Here is a 19,528-nt window from a genome sequence, read left to right as displayed (position 1 = left end):
AGGCAGGATCTAGTCTATAAGCAGATATAATAACTACAACTTTGTGATTATATTCTTATACTATATCCAGCACCAAAAGCTAAATTCCTCATCACTATACATAATAGTCATCACCATCATATTCATCAAACGCATTTCTCTGTTATTGGGCATTTCCTACACACCACCCTATTGAAATTTCCTGCATTCTTGTGAGAAGCGGATGATCTACTACCACGAGCGGAGGGAAGGAGGAGGTGCTGAAAGAGCGAAGCGCTCGCCTTTGAAGAAAAATGCCAACTGCTTGAGCAGTTATTCAAGGCATTTTCCTTCACCAGCGACGACAAGCACCGCCTTCTTCACGCAGCAACCCCCATCAAAGATCCCCCACCCCTCACCAATCCAGCCAAAGATCAATATTCTTACACATATGATCAAAATAAAAGAAGAAAAGCGCTCTCTTTATCAATATTATTATAATTATAGGTAAGCGATTTGCACAAATACATTTTAATAACCAAATAAAGACTATTGGGGGAAATGATATGAAATTTACTGATGGCTATTGGATGACACGCAAAGGATATAGTATGCAACATCCTGTAGATATTCGCGATATTGTTAACAAAAATAATGAACTAACGTTATATGCAGCTACCAAAAAAATTGTACATAAAGGCGATACGTTAAATGGAGCATTGCTCAAAGCTTCTTTGAGTTCTCCAATGCCCAACGTAATCAAAGTACAATTTAATCATCACAAAGGTGGGATCCAAAAACTGCCTGAATTTGAACTGGCTCAATTAGAGACCGATGTTCAAGTGATCGAAGATGAGGATCGTACTGTTTTTCAATCTGGAGATTTAACAGCAACGATTCGTAAAAATACCAATTGGGGCATTAGCTTTGATTTTGCCGGTCGTCATTTAACCGGGAGTGTTCATCGTGGGCCTGGTTATATCAATGGACCTGAAGATACTGTCTTTTTCCGCGAACAATTGGAATTAGGGATTGGTGAATATATTTATGGATTAGGCGAACGCTTTACACCGTTTGTTAAAAATGGTCAGGTCGTTGATATCTGGAACGAAGATGGCGGTACAAGTAGTGAGCAAGCTTACAAAAATATTCCGTTTTACCTGTCTAGCAAAGGATATGGTGTATTTGTTAATCATCCAGAAAAAGTCTCCTATGAAGTCGCTTCTGAAAATGTATCCAAAGTACAATTTAGCGTAGAAGGCGAAAGCTTAGAATATTACATCATCGGCGGTCGCAATCCCAAAGAAGTATTGGATAACTATACGACTCTAACAGGTAAGCCTGCATTGCCACCAGCTTGGACATTTGGACTGTGGCTAACGACTTCGTTTACAACCGATTATGATGAAGCAACAGTGAATCATTTTGTCGATGGAATGAAAGAACGCGACCTTCCATTGTCTGTATTCCATTTTGACTGTTTCTGGATGCGTGAATACCAATGGTGTGATTTTGTGTGGGATGAGCGGATGTTCCCGGAACCAGAAGCAATGCTTACCCGTCTTAAAGAAAAAGGGCTCAAAATCTGTGCTTGGATCAATCCATATATTGCAGAGAAATCGTATTTATTTGATGAAGGTATGGAAAATGGATATCTTGTCAAACGCAAAGATGGAAGTGTATGGCAATGGGATCTATGGCAAGCTGGGATGGGTCTGGTCGACTTTACCAATCCAGATGCAGTCGCATGGTACAAGAGCAAGCTGAAAGTGCTTGTTGATCAAGGGGTAGACTCTTTCAAAACAGACTTTGGTGAGCGTATTCCGACCGATGTTGTCTATTATGATGGCTCTGATCCTGTGAAAATGCACAATTATTACACATTCTTATATAACAAAGTAGTATTTGAATTGTTGGAAGAAACACTTGGCAAAAATGAAGCGGCATTATTTGCACGTTCTGCTACAGTCGGTGGACAACAATTCCCTGTACACTGGGGCGGCGATTGCTCTTCTACATTTGAATCAATGGCAGAATCATTACGTGGTGGATTGTCTCTAGGAGTATCTGGATTTGGTTTCTGGAGTCATGATATTTCAGGCTTTGAAATGACGGCTGCACCGGAAGTGTATAAGCGTTGGGTACAATTCGGAATGTTGTCTTCTCATAGCCGTCTGCATGGTAATGAATCGTATCGTGTGCCGTGGTTGTTCGATGAAGAGTCTGTTGATGTATTGCGTACCTTTACAAAGCTGAAATGCCGTCTGATGCCTTATCTGTTCGATGCGGCTGTTAATGCGTCTGAACAAGGGGTACCGATGATGCGTCCTATGGTGCTGGACTTCCATGAAGATCCGACAACACATACATTAGATCGTCAGTATATGTTCGGGGATTCATTATTAGTTGCTCCTATCTTTAATAGCGAAGGGTTAGCGACATATTATGTACCAGAAGGCAAATGGACTAATTTCTTAACTGGAGATGTAGTACAAGGTGGACGCTGGTACAATGAAACGTTCGACTTTATGAATTTACCATTACTGGTTAAGCCTAATAGCATTATTGCGCTAGGTGCAGAAGAGAACAAACCAGATTATGATTATACCGATGGCGTAGAACTTCATATTTTTGAATTGGAAGAAGGGCAATCTACTTCGATCCGTCTGGTCAATATGCAAGGTGGGCAAGAAGCAATTGTAACAGCTTCCCGTCAAAATAATACCATTGATATCTCCACAGAAGGTACGCTTAAATCATGGTCTATTGTATTACGTGGTATTACAGACGTAAGCGGAGTTGTAGGAGCGAATCAATTGACTGGTGAACATGGCATTATTTTGAAATCGCAAGACCAAAAAGTAACTGTAACACTGTAATTGATAACTATTCCTTTGAATACAGTGTAGGTAATAATCTACAAGTTTGTACGATTAAGATGATCTTATGAATACTTGAAGATCATTCTCCATAAAATATGAAAAAAAGACTGCCTCTACTAAATGTAGGAGCAGTCTTTTTATATAGAAACAGAAGTATTGTTTTATTTTAATTAAAATCGATATTATTTAATTTTGATATGAATACTATGTTGCGTCTGAGCAGGCGTTGTTTTAGCTTTGATCATATATACAATACCGACCACAATATAAAGGACGATAAATAATGCAGAGAAGCGGTACATAGAAGTATAGCTGGTGATTCCTGCAACAGTTCCTAAGATCATAGCACCAAGCGCTACACCCATATCAAGCGAGTTCAAGAACATACCGTTAGCCATTCCGCGTTGATGCGGGCTAACTACTTGAATCATCCATGTCTGCATTGTAGGTTGTAATGCTCCCCAGCCAAGACCATAACAGATTGCCGAAGCAAATAATCCCCATGTAGAATGAGCGAAAGATAACAGCAATAGACCAGCAATTAACATCACTGCTCCGGGTACGATAAGAGCTTTCGGGCCTTTACTATCATAGATTTTACCGGAGAAAGGACGAACAATAATTACAGCCAAAGCATTAAATAAGAAAAAGTAACCCGGATTCGCAAGATGAGCTTCTTTACCAAATAAAGCGATAAAGCTTACCAATCCACCATATGTTAATGACATTAAAAAATTTAACAGACTCGGCAATAATAATCTTTTTTCAAATTTGGAAGCTTTCGTAGGAAGTGGTGGAGTATCTATTGTTTCAACAACTATTCCTTCTGAAAGTGCTTTGGCTTGTGCAGCTAGTTTACGTTGATCGGCTGCGATTTTTTGCTCAGCAATCTTTTTATCTTGTCCTTTGACAAGGCTATATGCAAGCGGAAATAGGATCAAAATAAATATCGAACCAATAATAATCAGCGGTGTAAATCCATATTGCTTCTCAATACTCATACCGATCAATGGCCCCATCGACATAGAGATAGTAGTCGACAGACCAAAGTATCCCATACCTTCACCCATACGTTTGCGAGGAATAATATCGGACACCATAGTTGGGAAAGTGGTACTGTACATTCCGAATCCAAATCCAAAAATAACACGCATTACCAATAATAAAATAATCGTCGCACTAAAATAATATCCGACAGTACCGAGTAAGGCGATCAATAATCCACCAAACAAAATCACATTTCGCTTACCAAGTTCTAGTGCTCTAGCCGAAAATAACCGTGACACAATAGCAGCTAATGCCATCAAGCTAGTACATAGACTTACATAGAAATCGCCTGCATTGAAATGCTCTCGCATATACAAAGGCAGGGACGATAAGATCATATGCAAATTCAAAAAAACAAGTAAATTACAAGCTGTTAAAATCAAAAATTCTTTCGTCCACAGACGAGAAGGGGCGTCTTCCTCGATATCTGCTATAGGTGTTGTCTCTATTGAGGGGTTTGATTGTTGGGATGGAATATGTTCTTTTGATAAAAGGTTCTCTTTGTTAGTATGCTCCATAGTATATATTTCTCTCCATTTCTGTAGCCAATCCTATACTTTACTGTTCAGTGTCTCATGTGTATCAGGATCTATCTCTAGTTTGTTGCGTAACAAATGCAGTAAATGATGAAGTTCTTTGAATTGCTCTGGTGTAAGCAGATCGGTTAAATCTTGATTATGTTTTTGCTCAATCGCATATATGGTTTCCATAAGTTCACGCCCGGCAGGTTGAGGATAGACAAGAAAAGCTCTTCGATCGTGCGGATCTGTTTCTTTACGAATTAAATTTTTGCGATGCAATACATCCAAAATACGAGCGGTAGTGGGTTGATCTTTGTATACATGCGAAGCCAGTACTTTCTGATTCATGCCTTCTTGGGCACACACATAATATAGAACACTCCATTGCTCAGGGGTAATATCATGTTCTTTTAAATGAACAGCCAGCGATTGACTGACTTTGCGGTAGGTCGTTCCTAATACAAAACCGATCGATTCTAACTCTTGCATAATAGGTACTCCTTTCAGCATATCAAGATACGATCCAAAATAGATGTTATAACAATTATATCTAAAACAATTAAAATTTGCAATAAAAAAGCAGGAATCCGAAGATCCCTGCTTGGAAAGTATAAATCAATTATACTTGATAACTTATTTAGTTCCAGCTTCTTCTTTTACTTGTTCTTTAGCTTGAGGAACAGATTCCCAGTCTTTCAAGAAACGTTCGATACCGCTATCTGTCAATGGGTGTTTCCACAAAACAGGAACCAAAGTACCTGGAATAGTAGCGATGTGAGCACCAGCAAGAGCAGCTGCTTCTACATGACCTACATTACGGATACTTGCAGCGATAATTTCTGATTTCAAACCATAAGTGTCTAAGATTGTACGAAGATCGCGAATCAATTTCATACCATCAACAGCGATATCATCTAGACGACCTACGAATGGGCTGATGAATGTAGCGCCAGCTTTAGCTGCCATCAAACCTTGTGCTGCGGAGAAGATCAAAGTTACGTTTGTTTTGATACCTTCTTTAGAAAGTTGGTTACAAGCGTACAATCCTTCTTCAGTCATAGGCAATTTAATAACAACGTTTGGTGCCCATTTTGCGATTTCGTGAGCTTCTTTTAACATACCTTCAGCATCAAGGCTTACAACCTCTGCGCTTACTGGTCCTTCAATAATCTCACAAATTTCGTCGATAACATCTTTAAATACGCGACCTTCTTTAGCGATCAATGAAGGGTTAGTTGTTACACCATCTACGATTCCCAAACGCGCAATACGTTTGATTTCTTCAAGGTTACCTGTGTCTAAGAAAAATTTCATTTCTCTTTTCCTCCTCGTAAAATTCTATAATTTGTATAACGTTAGGCATCAAACTGCAATTTGTAACATGTATCTACAACACGCTTAGAAATAAACACCTATCATTCTATTACCCAAAATGATCGATATGTACACTTTTAAGCGATTGTTTATTATCCAAGACAAATTGCTTAAAAACAATGTCTATGTATCATTTTTACCATAATTAAAGCATTCACACAACTCTTCCTTTTGGTTTTGAGGTCAAATGAAAGGGAACCAAAGACAAACCCAAATCGATATGTTGATTTTAAGAATTGTAATAAACCATATATAGTAGAAAAATACACTTATTATTGTCAAAATGAGACTTTCAAAAGAAATAAAAATAATTTTAAAATGATAGATTCATTATGTAATATACAATAAATATAAAGTCTACTATTCATAAATAACTTGAAAATGACGAAATTAAATTATGAGCAATTTATGATATGAGGAGTGAACAACTTGGCTAATACATCTGTAAATTCAACAAATGATTCTGGTAATTTTGCGATTACAGGTCATGGATCGATAAGTATTGTAGATATGATGGTAATTTGTATGCAGTATTTTGAAAAAATTGTAGGTAACGATATTATGTTAGGCGTCTGTGATATGACAGAGTTCAAATATTATCGTCCTGCTAGAGAATTGGATCTTGGTTTGCGTCCGGGTACACCTGTTTCACCTGACGATAACAATCTGCGGACTGCTCTGGTAGATGGAGTATCTTCTGTTACTCGTGTGCCGGCTTCTGCGTATGGATTTGAATTAGATGCAGCAGCAGTTCCTATTAAAGATGCAAATGGCAAAGTTGTCGGTGCGTTAGCAACAGCGTATACATTGCAACATAATGAATTATTGGCTGATTTTACAACGAATCTAGAAACGATTAGCGAACAGTTAAGCGAAATGGTACAGACTGTAGCTGCTCAATCTCAACAACTATCTGCAACAACAACAGATATTCAGTCCAATACACGTGAAGCTGTTGAAAATTCCAAAGATGTTAATAAAGTAGCTGGATTTATCCGCGAAATTTCAGAGCAAACCAATTTATTAGGTCTGAATGCAGCGATTGAAGCTGCTCGTGTAGGTGAAGCAGGCGCAGGATTTGGCGTTGTCGCTTCTGAAGTGCGCAAATTATCTGTCGATACCAAACAAGCTACACAAAATATCGAACAATCGCTATCAACTGTACAACAATCGATTCAATATATGGAGCAGGAGATCTCAGCAATAGCCAAATCTTCACAAGAACAAGCTATTTTAGTTAATGAATTTAGTGAAGTGGTAGATAGCTTGAATCAAATGAGTCACAAATTTAAAAACTTTACAAATGACTTTTTAAAATCTCGTCTGTAATGTTATTAGTATTTATCGTATGTCGAGAAATAGCAGTTTTCTTCTGAAAGATGAAGAGACTGCTATTTTTTGTTATGGTTAAAAAGGGTTAATAATACAAGAATCTAGTCAATGAAAGGAAGAACTTTATTTATGAGTGCTATTTTTCGTAACGATTGGGCAGACGTATTAGAATCGGAACTGCAAAAGCCATACTATCTGGAGTTACGCCAATTTTTGGCACAAGAATATCGCACAGCAACGATCTATCCAGATATGTACGATATTTTTAATGCTTTGCATTACACGTCACTTGAATCGACCAGAGTCGTTATTTTAGGGCAAGATCCTTATCATGGGCCAGGACAAGCACATGGATTGAGCTTTTCTGTCAAACCGGGGGTCTCAATTCCGCCTTCATTACATAATATCTATCAAGAGCTTCATGATGATCTCGGATGCGCTATTCCTAAGCATGGATCATTGATCCATTGGGCAGAGCAAGGTGTTCTGTTATTAAATGCTGTATTGACCGTACGACGTGGACAAGCCGCTTCTCATCAAAATCAAGGGTGGGAGACATTTACAGATCGGATTGTACAGGCTGTCAACGAACGAGAAACACCGGCTGTTTTTATATTGTGGGGAAGTCATGCACAGCGCAAAGGAGCAGCAATTGATCGCACCAAACATCATGTGATCACATCTCCGCATCCAAGCCCATTTTCAGCGCACAAAGGATTTATGGGCAGTAAACCTTTTAGCAATACCAATCAATTTTTGCAGTCTCAGGGAATGGAACCGATCGATTGGTGTATAAAGGATTGATTTGCAGAGCATGTAAGCGTTACAATCATAGAGGTTAATCTTTAGCAATATAATGCTAATCTGTCCTACTATTTTACAGATGATTTGATCCAAAGGAGGATTTTGTCGAGTGGAATACCGTGTAGAGAAAGATACAATAGGCGAAATTAATGTACCTGCTGATAAATTATGGGGTGCACAAACACAGCGCAGTAAAGAAAATTTCAAAATTGGTCAAGAAAAAATGCCGAAGCAAGTCGTATATGCTTTTGCATTACTAAAAAAAAGCGCAGCACTTGTTAATGAACAATTAGGTAAATTATCGACTGATAAAGCACATGCGATCGCTCAAGCCGCAGATGAGATTCTAACAGGTCAATGGGATGAGCATTTCCCGTTGGTAGTCTGGCAGACAGGAAGCGGTACACAGTCCAATATGAACGTCAATGAAGTGATTGCCCATCGTGGTAATCAGTTGCTTGAAGAACAAGGCAAAAGCGAACGTCTACATCCTAATGATGATGTGAATATGTCGCAAAGTTCTAACGATACATTCCCTACAGCATTACATGTAGCAGGAGTATTAGCTGTAGAAGATCACTTGATTCCTGCGATTGCTAAGCTTCAACAAACATTTACACAGAAATCAGAAGAGTTCAAAGATCTGATCAAAATCGGACGTACTCACTTACAAGATGCAACGCCACTTACACTGGGGCAAGAGATCAGTGGATGGGAAGCGATGTTAGCGAAAAGTACACGTATGATCACACAGAGTGTAGAAGAAATGAAAGAACTGGCGATCGGTGGTACAGCGGTAGGAACAGGGATTAATGCACATCCTGATTTTGGACGACTAACATCTGAAAAAATTTCAGAATTAACAGGCAAATCCTTTGTGACTGCTCCGAATAAATTCCATGCTTTAACCAGTCATGACGAAGTGGTCTATGTACACGGCGCTGTTAAAGCGCTAGCGGCTGATCTGATGAAGATTGCTAATGATGTGCGCTGGCTTGCTAGTGGACCTCGTAGCGGACTAGGAGAGCTTACAATCCCTGCTAATGAACCGGGTAGCTCGATTATGCCGGGTAAAGTAAATCCGACACAATCCGAAGCGATGACGATGGTTGTAACGCAGGTGATGGGTAATGATGCAGCGATTGGATTTGCTGCCAGTCAGGGTAACTTTGAATTGAATGTATTTAAGCCTGTTATTATTTATAACTTCTTACAATCGGTTCAATTGCTTGGGGATGCGTTGATCTCTTTCAACGATCATTGTGCTATCGGAATCGAAGCCAATGTAGATCAAATTAAACACAATCTGGATAATTCGTTGATGTTGGTGACGGCTCTGAATCCGCATATCGGTTATGAAAATGCAGCTAAGATTGCCAAGCATGCGCACCAAGAAGGATTGTCTTTGAAAGAATCTGTATTGCAAAGTGGATTATTAACAGAAGAAGAGTTCGATAAATATGTCGATCCTTCACAAATGATTCATCCAAAAGCATAATAGAATCGCAATCTTAACTGTAATCTAATTTTTAATCAGCAAGCCTTTTTCAAGTAATCTTCTGAATGCAATCTTCAGAGATACATGAAAAAGGCTTTTTTTGATAGGGGAAAAGCTAGATTAGTTCCACAGCATATCAACGCTAGATCTGCTTTTACACTGAATTGTGAATACATAGCTATCAACTTTAAAATTTATAGACACAGATTCGCCATAAATGCTTGCCAAGTGAAATTGAATAAGCTACAATATCGATACAAGTTAATTGATAATAATTATCATTATCAATGGATAACTAAAAAAATTGAAATCAAGGAGGGCCAGTGTGAATATATTATCGGATTGTCTCTCACAACTGACAGAACATCTTCGTGGTGATTCATCGGTGAAAGGGCTGTTGATTACTGGTTCGGTCGCTTATGGCTATTCTTCACCTCATTCAGATATGAATATTATGATTATCGTATCCGATCAAGAATTCGAAGAACGTTTCCAATCGGGTTCGTTACATTATGATGGAGCCGAATGTAAAGTAGGACGTTCTTTGCACAACATAGATGGCAAGTACATTAGTATGGCTTATTTGGAAAAAGTAGCTCGCTTTGGTAGTGAACCTGCACGGTTTGCCTTTTTGGGTGCAATCGTTGTATTTTCAGATATTCCAGAATTACGAGATGTATTAAATACGATTACCGAGTATCCGATGTCGCTCAAGCAAAATAATATTCACCGATTTTATGCTCAATTTGAAGCTTGGTATGGAGAATGTAGACAAGCGTTGAAGCGTGATGATGCGTATTTGTTGCATCAAGCGGTCATGAATATGGTGTTATTTGGCGGACGCATGGTACTTGCACATAATGAAATGCTATACCCGGGACATAAGTGGATGATGCGAGTCTTAGAAGGCGTTAGAGAGAAGCCTGAGCGGTTACGTGAACAGATTCAATCATTGATGGCTGAGCCGAAAGAAGCAATGATCGAGCAATTTTATCGTCATATCACCGAATTCCGTAACTGGGGTATAGGAGATATGAAATGGGCTGATTATGTCATTCGGGATAGTGAGTTACACTGGATGCAAGGAAGCTTATCGGTTGCAGAATTATAAGCAGTTACCCAAATGATAAATTAAGCAGTAACAGAACAAAAATGATGAATTGAATAACAACATAACAACATAACAAAATAAAAGCGTCGTGTCTCTGGCTGAGAACGGCGCTTTTATTTTTGGATGAGCCCAGGTATAACCTTAGCTATTTGGATGCATATTGTTATTTGATGTAAATCATCATCATACTATATGAATAGAATAGGTTGTAGTACATATAGGCTGCGTCATCAAGTGCAAAACAGGGAAAAGTATTCTCTATATGAACATGTCAGCCTTTCAAGGGAAAGCAGACATGGGATCATTAATTAGAAGCAAGAATAGATGTTTTACCTAATAAATGCTGGAAGCTGATCATACCGTTACCATACAGATTGTCTTTGCCAGTTGCGCCCAAATCAATACTGCCTTGATCCAGTGCCTGACGAATTTGTGTATTTGTACTACCCGGGTAAGCTTCTTTAAGAATAGCAGCCATACCCGTTACAAATGGAGCTGCAACAGATGTACCGCTACGAAGTTCGTATTTACCATTACTAGAAGTACTTACAATGTCTACACCCGGTGCTGTCAGTTCAATCTCAGAACCGCTAGAAGAAAAATCAGCACGTTGTAAATTATCATCTATAGCAGCCACAGCGATAACATGACTGGATTTAGCAGGGTATTGAACAGTATCTGTAGCCGCATCAGCCGTACCTTTATTACCAGCTGCTGCAATTAGCAAGATTCCATTTTGATCAGCAGAAGCAAGTACTTGTTCTACAACAGGAGAATCTTCAGGAAAAGCGATAGACATATTTACAATATCCATATGATTTTGAATAGCCCAGTCGATTCCTTTTGCTAGATCTTCGGTAGAACCATTACCTTGACTGTCTAGAATTTTAACAGCGTAAATTTGAGCATCAGGTGCTTCGCCTACAAGACCTTTACCGTTAGATTGAGCACCAATAACACCTGCTACAAAAGTTCCGTGTCCGTTATCATCAGCATAAGATTGAGTGTAGCCCACTTCAGATACGCCGCCAGCAATATTCAATTCAGGATGTGCAGAGATACCTGTATCTAAAATAGCTACTTTGACACCTTTACCAGTGTAGTTATCGTTAGAAGCGATCTGAGCATCGACTGTGCCATATCCCCATGAAGCTTGTTCATTGCCTTTGACATTAACCGTTTTGATGTTAGCGCCAAAAGCTTGAGCTGCTGACTTATAAGTTGTATTTTGTTCGATGCTTGTGATACCTGTTTGAGTAGCAAGAAGATCTTTTTGATCATTTGTCAAATTGACAGCTACCATATTAAGATGGTTAAAGGCATGAATATCATTAGCTTGACCAGCAACATTCTCGATATTTTGTTTGCCCTGAGTATTAGAGTAAGCAACAAGATAACGATGAGTTGTTGAGTCTGTATGATTTAGAGAAGATGTATATAATGAAAATGTTAATGGAATAGCTAGAGTGGCGATCAGCGCCGTTAATTTTAATTTAGTGTTTTTAAAGTTCATTAGTCTTAGGTCTCCCTGCTTATGATTAGGTATTAAGTATTATATATTTAACCAGATTATACACTGTGAAACATATTATTACAATAAACGACAAAAATTATTTTGTTCTATTTTGTCTTAAAATGTCGTATTATGTATTATTTATATCGGATTTATTTTCAATAAGTTTATAGTTTTCAATTAAGTTGTGTAAAATCTTTTTAGAAAAATAAAAGACCCGGTTAATTTTGCCGGGTCTTTTGCATGTTTTTATCGTTTTTTGAGCATGATATAGATTAATAATCGCTAGAAATCATTTCATCTAACGTTACATCTTCTTTGACAGGTGCAGTAGGGAAGTAACCAATACTGGATGCATAACTCAACATAGCAGAAATAAATTCATAATCTGGTTTGGCGCATAATACACCTTGTTGTTCCAGTTGTTGAGCAGTATTCGGATTCGCTAGACGATAAGCAGAATCTTTCGCTCCGTCTCCATCTAATTGTCCCATCGCAAGTAAAAGAGCTTCTGCTTGCTTCTCAATCGAAGAATCTAATAACCATTCAGCATATTGTTTAGCAGGTAAAACATCTATCTCATATCCAAATTCTTTAATCATGTCTATCAAATGATCGTAATGAACTTGTTGCGGATTGCAGATATGGAATAGTTGACCGGCAGTATCTGGTTGTAAAGCAAGATGAATAATCGAACGACCTGCATAATCGATCGGTGTAAAATCCATCCATTGATTAGCCGCTGGCGCTTTGCCTAATAATAGCATCGCTTTGATCATACGATACATAGCATTACTGTCTATATTACGCTGGAAGCGACCTGTTACTGATTGACTGGATAGATTACCTGCACGATAAATATTGACCGGAATACCACGCTCACCGGCTGCAAATATTAATTTTTCGGCTTCTAATTTACTATTTGTGTACATATTTTCTGTGTGTAGACCATCTAGAAGAGCACCGGATTGTTTGACCTGATCCCATTTGCCTTCTAATGATAAGTCTTCAGGAATCCCCATCGTAGAAATATGATGGAAACGAATACCCGGACGCGTACTTGCAATAGATAGTAATTCAGCAGTGGAATAGATATTTGATTTGGCAAATTGCTCTGTATCTCCAAAGTGTCTTACATCTGCCGCACTATGGATAATCGCATCAATACGATCTGTAATCATTTGGTAGTCGTTATCGCTAAGTCCTAGACGTACACTTTCCAAATCGCCCTCTACAGCAGTAACACGATCTTCAAAGTGCTGTAAAATTTCTTGTCCAAAATACAACTCCATTGTGCCTTTAAGACGCTCTATACTGGCTGCACTACCTGTTTTGCGTACCAGTGCATATACATGAGCATTACTTTGTTGTAACAGCTCATACAGTAAATGTGATCCCAAGTATCCAGTAGCACCTGTTAGCAATACATGAGTCGTATTCAATACTCCTGAATAGTTATCGTGAATACGAGCAGGGTATTCAACCAAATCTATCGTTTGTTGAATAGTTACTTCTGTCGATTCGGTGACGACTTCATTATCCAATTCTTTTACATACTCTTCTAATTGGATAACAGTTTTGTAAGTGAATAGATCCGCAATTTTGAGATTCGGAAATTGTGGTTTTAGCAATGTAAGAACATGAAGTACTTTCAGTGAATCTCCGCCAATTTCAAAAAAGTCATCATGAATACCAATTTGTTGCTTGTTCAATACTTCAGACCATGCGTTAGCTATCAATAGTTGTGTTTCATTTTGAGGCTCTACATAGTCTATAGCTGTTTCTTGCATTTCAATATGATCATAAGCAATCAATTTTTTACGTTCTGCTTTGCCTGTTGGAGAGATTGGAATCTCATCTAACTGACATACAAATCGTGGCACAAAATAAGAAGGCAGTCGATCTGACAAAAATTGCTTAATCGCAGCTGGAGACAATGCTGTACCATCAATCGTAGTAAAATAAGCCACTAGCATGTTTTGACCAGTTTCATCCACTTTAGGAACAACAACCGCATCTTGCATATTAGGATATTTGTTTAAGCTATCTTCAATTTCACCGATTTCGATACGATGACCTCTGATTTTAATTTGAGAATCGCGTCTACCTACATATTCAATCGTGCCATCCGCTAACAATTTCGCTAGATCACCTGAACGATAGATTTTTTCACCGTTACCGGACGGGTCTGGAAGAAAAGCAGCAGCAGTTTTTTCAGGTTGATCCAAATAACCATGCGCAATACCGACAGTCGAAATGTAGATTTCGCCAGTAACACCGATAGGAGCAAGCATTTGGAACTCATTCATAATATAGACTTTATAATTAGAAATAGGGCGTCCAATAGGCACATTGACGATATCTTCGGTTAGCGTTTGGTCGACTTTATGCATCGTTGCACATACAGTACATTCTGTAGGGCCATATGCATTAACCAGATGGATCGGCTTGCCAAATTTCTGTTGGAACGTACGTACACGTTTGCCATACAAAGCTTCACCAGCGGCAGCAATCAATTTGAGACTAGCTAAGCGTGCATAACCTTCGTCCGACAAATAAGCTGATAATTGATTGAAAAATACAGTAGGTAAAGCTGTTACAATCGTTGTCTGTGTACGCTCAACCGCAATTGCAAATTCCTCGATAGATACTCGTTCTTCAGCATCTAATAAGAATAATGTAGCACCATGGAAAAGGGCTGCAATTGTTTCCCAGACAGAGCCGTCAAAGCTATAAGTAGCAAACTGAGTCATTACATCTTGAGAAGTTACATTGAATTCTCTTTGTAAAATTTCGCCTAGATTGACAACACCACGATGAGCCACCAATGTACCTTTAGGCTTACCGGTAGATCCAGAAGTATAGATGACATAAGCCAGATCATCAGGTAATACGGTAACGTTAGGATTTAACAAAAATTGAGGATCAGATGTGATTGTAAGATATTCAATATCAATAATTCCACGTAATGTAGTAATGCCTTCTGTTAATTGAAGTACTTTGTTGTTGTATTTATGTTGAATTAATACAAAAGCAGACTGTGTATCTTGAACAATATAATGATTACGTTCATCAGGGTGAGTAGGATCTACAGGAACATAGACACCGCCAGCTTTCATAATACCCAATAAACTAATCACACTATATAGACTACGATCAATGTACATCGTAACGAACTCGCCTGGTTGTAACCCTTGTCTTAACAACAAATGTGCAACTTGGTTAGCGCGTTGGTTTAACTCTTCGTACGTATATTCTGTTCCTTGAAATGAGACTGCAATATGTTGAGGATATTGTTGTGCAGCAGCTTCAAAAGCACCATGGTACGTTTGTTGCTGTTGATAAGGGAAAGTGGTATTGTTCATCTCTTGATATACCGCTTGATCTTGAGCATTTAAGATATCAATAGAACCAATAGGAAGGGTTGTATTATCTAATAATCCTTCTAGCAAACGGATATAATAATCTGCAAATCGTTCAATCGTTGCAGCCGTTAATAGAGAATCGTTATATTCGATAGCAATAGATAATGAAGTGGCATGAGCTTCTAAATTCCAGTTCATGACTTGTCCAGGTTGTGCAGGAATCTGTTGACCAAAATTAAACATCGTTTCACTTTTAACAGGTGATGTAGCAGGGGTAGTATCAAGTTGAGCATGAACATAATCTACTAATGATTGAAAGTGAGGATAATCTTCAATAGAAAGAGAGAATGGAAATAATCCTGTTGGTGATCCAGATACAGCATGTATCTCATGTTCCCCGGAGATACGATAAAGCCAGCCAAGATAAGCAGAAAATAGAACAGCTTGACGCTCAATAGGGTTGACTAATGTCCCGATGTATAAAGCGATTTTGGCACCAAGATCAAAACGATAAACAGCAAAAGTGTCTTTTTGTTGTTGTCTTGTATTATCTAGTGGAATTTGCAAAGCAGGCAGTTGAATATAATCATTAGGTAAAAAGGCATTTTCCGACAGGGACATAAAACATCTCTCCTTTGAAGTTGATCGCTGTAATGGTGGATATAAAAAAAGGATACGCGATATATGTGAATTAAATATGACTGCATAACATAAACAAAAAAATTCTTAACATAGAGATATTAGGATATAAATGGAATGCCAACCACAAGTTCTGTGGAAGGCATTCTTTATACCATTTAATGATTAATCGATTTTGCGTACATGGAAATGAGAGATCAATTCTTGCAATTGCTCAGCCATTGTAGACAATTGATTAGCTGCATCTGTTGTTGAAATGATAGAAGATTTTTGACCTTCTACATGCTGAGATACTTTAGCGCTATTTTCTGCTGCAACACTTGCTGTTGTTTTAAGGTTCTCAGTTGTAGCTGTCATTTCTTCTGTACCTGCGGAAATTTCTTGAGTAGCACTAGAAATATCTTGAATTTGCTCTGTTACTTGTTTGGTAACAGATTGAATTTCGGCAAACAATTTGCCAGTTTGGTCAGCAATAGACAATCCGTATTCTACTTCTTCTGTTCCTTTTTTCATTGCTGTAACAGCATTTTGAATCTCGGTTTGAATTTCTGTAATCAACGTACTGATCTGGTTAGCGGATTGAGCCGATTGTTCTGCAAGATTACGAACTTCTCCAGCAACAACTGCGAATCCACGTCCATGTTCACCTACACGAGCGGCTTCAATAGAAGCGTTCAATGCAAGCAAGTTCGTTTGACCAGAGATCCCTGTAATAATACCCAAAATATTACCGATTTCTTGTGAACGGCTTTCTAGCAATTCAACAGCTTTGGACGTGTCATGTACAGAACGAGAGATCAATGTCATTTGTTCGGTGACTTGATTGACTACTTTGTTACCTTCAACTGATTTTTGTTCCATCGAATACGCTTGGTCAGCCACGTTAGAAGAGTTATTTGCTATAGAGTGGATAACTGTTGAAATCTCGCTCATCGCTTTAGCTGTATCTTCTGTAGCTTCTTCCTGATATTTCATACCATTTGCAATATCTTGAATATTAGTAATCAATGTTAATGAACGCTCGCTATTATCAGATGAAGTATCCATCAGCATTTTGGCAGATTCAGTAACTTGTTGAGAAGCAGATTGTACATTGACGATAACACTGTTCATTTTTTCAACCATTTGGTTAAATTTGTGATTGATAATACCGAGATCGTCTTTACCTGTTTTGATATGGATATCCAAATTACCTTTACTTACATCTTCAATTCCGCGAATCAATTCACGAAGAGGAGCTAGTGTTCTACGAACAACAAAGAATTGAAGTAAGAAGATAACGATCAGGAATAGCACCATGATTGTAATACCACGTACTAACAATTGATTTAGACCTTCAGGAACAGCACTTGCATCAGCATCAACGCCAAAATAAGCAACAACTTTACCGTCAGCATTTTGGATTGGATACAAAATAGTTGTCCATAGTCCAAGATCATCTGTATAAAAACTTGTAAATGTTGGTTGTTTAGTTTTGAGCATTTCTTGAATACCATTTACGATTTCAGTAGGTTGTTCATACAAATATCCAATGTTTATATTTCCTTGTTTCAAAGCTTCCATAACTTTAGTTGGAACAGCGATTAGAGACGTTTTGTTGCCATCTGCTAATTCTGTACCAAAAATATAAGCTTGTGAAATATTAGGGTTGTATTTGTTAATATTATCTAAGTAGCTACGGATTTCGGTTTGTTTAGCACCGTCATAGCTTTTTTCTGCCACAAGTTTTTCAACATCAGCATTTGTAATACCTTGAGCAAAAGTATCTGTTACCGCCTGAACTTGACCATGTAGTTGATTAATTAAGATCGTTTTCTGCGTAAAATAGCTGCTCACTAGCAAAATAACACCAATAAGTATGATGCTAATTGCTGAGATTAATAAGTTTTTGGCGAAAAAAGATAGTCTGCTGATTTTCTTCAATGCTCTCACTCCTATTTTTGATTGGTGGATCTAAGATTGTGTGCCCCTATAAAGCTTATCGGTCAGGATAGCCAACAATCTAAGATTTTTTAGATTTGATAGAGGACCCGTTACGAGACTGTTGAAAACAGCGAAAAGAAATACAAGTGACAAATTACACCAAATAAAAATTAAGCAAATTAGGTATTTAGTATGATTAGAAAATTTGCCGTTATCGAATAATTTGTCGCTTTATTTCCAGAACGCTGTAAAATATGGCACAGTAACACTCAATTCTATATGTCGGAATTTGTATTCCAATAATTTATAGTTAAAATCAATTTTCTTTATTTTTATAAACATAGTTCAATAGAATTGAATCAAAAGACCTAAAAAAATTTAAAAAAGCGTATATTATGTCACTTTTTGAAATAAAAAAGGCAGGAATATAGAGAGGAATTGCTTTTGTAATTCTGAATTGATTCAGATAAAATAGAATATAGCATGATTACGCATGATATTTTCCTAGAGGCTCATTCAGTACCCATTCAAGCATGTTGGACATATCTTCGATACGAACAAGTTGTTCATTGAGCGAGGTATAAGAAGCAGTTTCAGGTGTTAAATCGGCAAGACGAGTTTGGATATTTCTTTTTTGAAGTGTCAATTCGTTGAGTTTGGATTTGATCTGATTTTCGGTTCGCATGGTTTTTAGGCTCCTTTTAATTTGTGAATGTGTATAGTATGATGCTAAGAATATTCACCCGTATATCAGTATAGTTCAAATGTTACATGAAATCTATGGATGGTATTCATTCTGTTATTTCATATCATGAACATGGTATTCAATAAATTATTAGACTAATAATGGAGTGAACAGGTAATGAACATTAAAAAGTTGGCTGCAGAAAAAGCAGTGGATTGGGTAGAAGATGGCATGATGGTTGGGCTGGGGACAGGTTCTACAGCAGCGTATGCTATCGAAAAAATCGGTGAACGTGTAAAGCAAGGATTACATATACGTGCAGTAGCGACATCCGTTCAGTCTGAAAATTTAGCTCGCAAATGGTCTATTCCTATTATTCCTTTTGCAGAAGTAGGCGAAATTGATCTAACTATTGATGGAGCAGATGAAGTCGATCCTGATCTTAACTTGATTAAAGGTGGCGGTGGAGCGCTATTACGTGAAAAAATTGTAGCCGCTCGCAGTCGTCAGGTGATGATTATTACAGGTGAGAATAAAGTAGTACAGAAATTAGGCGCATTTCCTTTACCTGTAGAAGTAGTTACATTTGCTCATGAATGGACAATAGAAAAGTTAGCTAGCTTTGGTTGCAAGCCTGTGTTGCGTCAAACTAAAGAAGGCGATGTTTTCAAAACAGACAATGGCAATTATACAGTCGATTGTCATTTTGACGTGATTGAAGATGCGGTTCGCTTACATCATCAACTGAATAATGTGCCAGGTATTGTAGATAATGGACTATTTATTCATATGGCTAGTGCTGTCGTTGTAGCTTATGAAAGTGGCGTAATCGAAGTATTGCGTGCACCATCACGTCGCTGATGGGATAAAGGTTGT

The 19,528-nt window shown here is 38.0% G+C and carries 13 protein-coding genes; 6 read left to right on the top strand and 7 right to left on the bottom strand.

Annotation, left to right across the window (positions count from 1 at the left end; genetic code table 11):
- Positions 1-524 precede the first annotated feature (524 nt).
- A complete protein-coding gene (gene yicI, locus PQ460_RS15540; RefSeq protein WP_274170368.1) occupies positions 525-2,837 on the top strand; it encodes an alpha-xylosidase in 2,313 nt (770 codons plus the stop codon).
- Between the two features lie 185 nt (positions 2,838-3,022).
- Here yicI and PQ460_RS15535 read toward each other — a convergent pair whose 3' ends face one another.
- The 3 genes from PQ460_RS15535 to fsa all read right to left on the bottom strand — a co-directional run bounded on the left by PQ460_RS15535 (position 3,023) and on the right by fsa (position 5,722).
- Positions 3,023-4,405, bottom strand: a complete 1,383-nt coding sequence (locus PQ460_RS15535) for an MFS transporter (RefSeq protein ID WP_274170367.1) — start codon at positions 4,403-4,405, stop codon at positions 3,023-3,025.
- Between the two features lie 33 nt (positions 4,406-4,438).
- Positions 4,439-4,897 carry a MarR family winged helix-turn-helix transcriptional regulator gene (locus tag PQ460_RS15530; RefSeq protein ID WP_273615685.1) on the bottom strand — a complete coding sequence of 153 codons (459 nt, stop codon included), beginning with the start codon at positions 4,895-4,897 and terminating at the stop codon, positions 4,439-4,441.
- Between the two features lie 144 nt (positions 4,898-5,041).
- Positions 5,042-5,722: a fructose-6-phosphate aldolase gene (gene fsa / locus PQ460_RS15525; protein ID WP_273615691.1), complete on the bottom strand. Its 681-nt coding sequence runs from the start codon at positions 5,720-5,722 to the stop codon at positions 5,042-5,044.
- Between the two features lie 489 nt (positions 5,723-6,211).
- On the opposite strand from fsa, the gene PQ460_RS15520 reads away from it, so the two are divergent.
- From PQ460_RS15520 to PQ460_RS15505, 4 genes are all read left to right on the top strand, one after another.
- A complete protein-coding gene (locus PQ460_RS15520) occupies positions 6,212-7,111 on the top strand; it encodes a methyl-accepting chemotaxis protein (protein ID WP_273615692.1) in 900 nt (299 codons plus the stop codon).
- Positions 7,112-7,243: 132 nt separating this feature from the next.
- The gene (locus tag PQ460_RS15515) at positions 7,244-7,918 is read left to right on the top strand and encodes a uracil-DNA glycosylase (RefSeq protein WP_273615693.1); all 675 of its coding nucleotides are present in this window, start codon (positions 7,244-7,246) and stop codon (positions 7,916-7,918) included.
- Positions 7,919-8,027: 109 nt separating this feature from the next.
- Positions 8,028-9,416, top strand: a complete 1,389-nt coding sequence (fumC, locus tag PQ460_RS15510; protein ID WP_273615694.1) for a class II fumarate hydratase — start codon at positions 8,028-8,030, stop codon at positions 9,414-9,416.
- A 325-nt stretch (positions 9,417-9,741) separates the two neighbouring features.
- The gene (locus PQ460_RS15505) at positions 9,742-10,527 is read left to right on the top strand and encodes a hypothetical protein (protein WP_273615695.1); all 786 of its coding nucleotides are present in this window, start codon (positions 9,742-9,744) and stop codon (positions 10,525-10,527) included.
- Between the two features lie 304 nt (positions 10,528-10,831).
- On the opposite strand, the gene PQ460_RS15500 is transcribed toward PQ460_RS15505, so the two are convergent.
- From PQ460_RS15500 to PQ460_RS15485, 4 genes are all read right to left on the bottom strand, one after another.
- Positions 10,832-12,040, bottom strand: coding sequence for a S8 family peptidase (locus PQ460_RS15500; protein ID WP_274170366.1), 1,209 nt, complete (start codon positions 12,038-12,040; stop codon positions 10,832-10,834).
- Between the two features lie 275 nt (positions 12,041-12,315).
- Positions 12,316-16,026, bottom strand: a complete 3,711-nt coding sequence (locus PQ460_RS15495) for a non-ribosomal peptide synthetase family protein (RefSeq protein ID WP_274170365.1) — start codon at positions 16,024-16,026, stop codon at positions 12,316-12,318.
- A 183-nt stretch (positions 16,027-16,209) separates the two neighbouring features.
- Complete coding sequence (locus PQ460_RS15490; protein WP_273615698.1) at positions 16,210-17,967, bottom strand: methyl-accepting chemotaxis protein; 1,758 nt, start codon at positions 17,965-17,967, stop codon at positions 16,210-16,212.
- Between the two features lie 487 nt (positions 17,968-18,454).
- Positions 18,455-18,652 (bottom strand): hypothetical protein, encoded by a 198-nt coding sequence (locus PQ460_RS15485; protein ID WP_273615699.1) that lies wholly within the window; start codon positions 18,650-18,652, stop codon positions 18,455-18,457.
- Positions 18,653-18,829: 177 nt separating this feature from the next.
- On the opposite strand from PQ460_RS15485, the gene rpiA reads away from it, so the two are divergent.
- Positions 18,830-19,513 (top strand): ribose-5-phosphate isomerase RpiA, encoded by a 684-nt coding sequence (rpiA, locus tag PQ460_RS15480; RefSeq protein WP_274170364.1) that lies wholly within the window; start codon positions 18,830-18,832, stop codon positions 19,511-19,513.
- Positions 19,514-19,528 lie beyond the last annotated feature (15 nt).

It is taken from the genome of Paenibacillus sp. KACC 21273, from assembly GCF_028736095.1.
Classification (GTDB): Bacteria; Bacillota; Bacilli; order Paenibacillales; family Paenibacillaceae; genus Saccharibacillus; species Saccharibacillus kyungheensis.
This window is presented reverse-complemented; position numbering and strand designations above follow the sequence as displayed.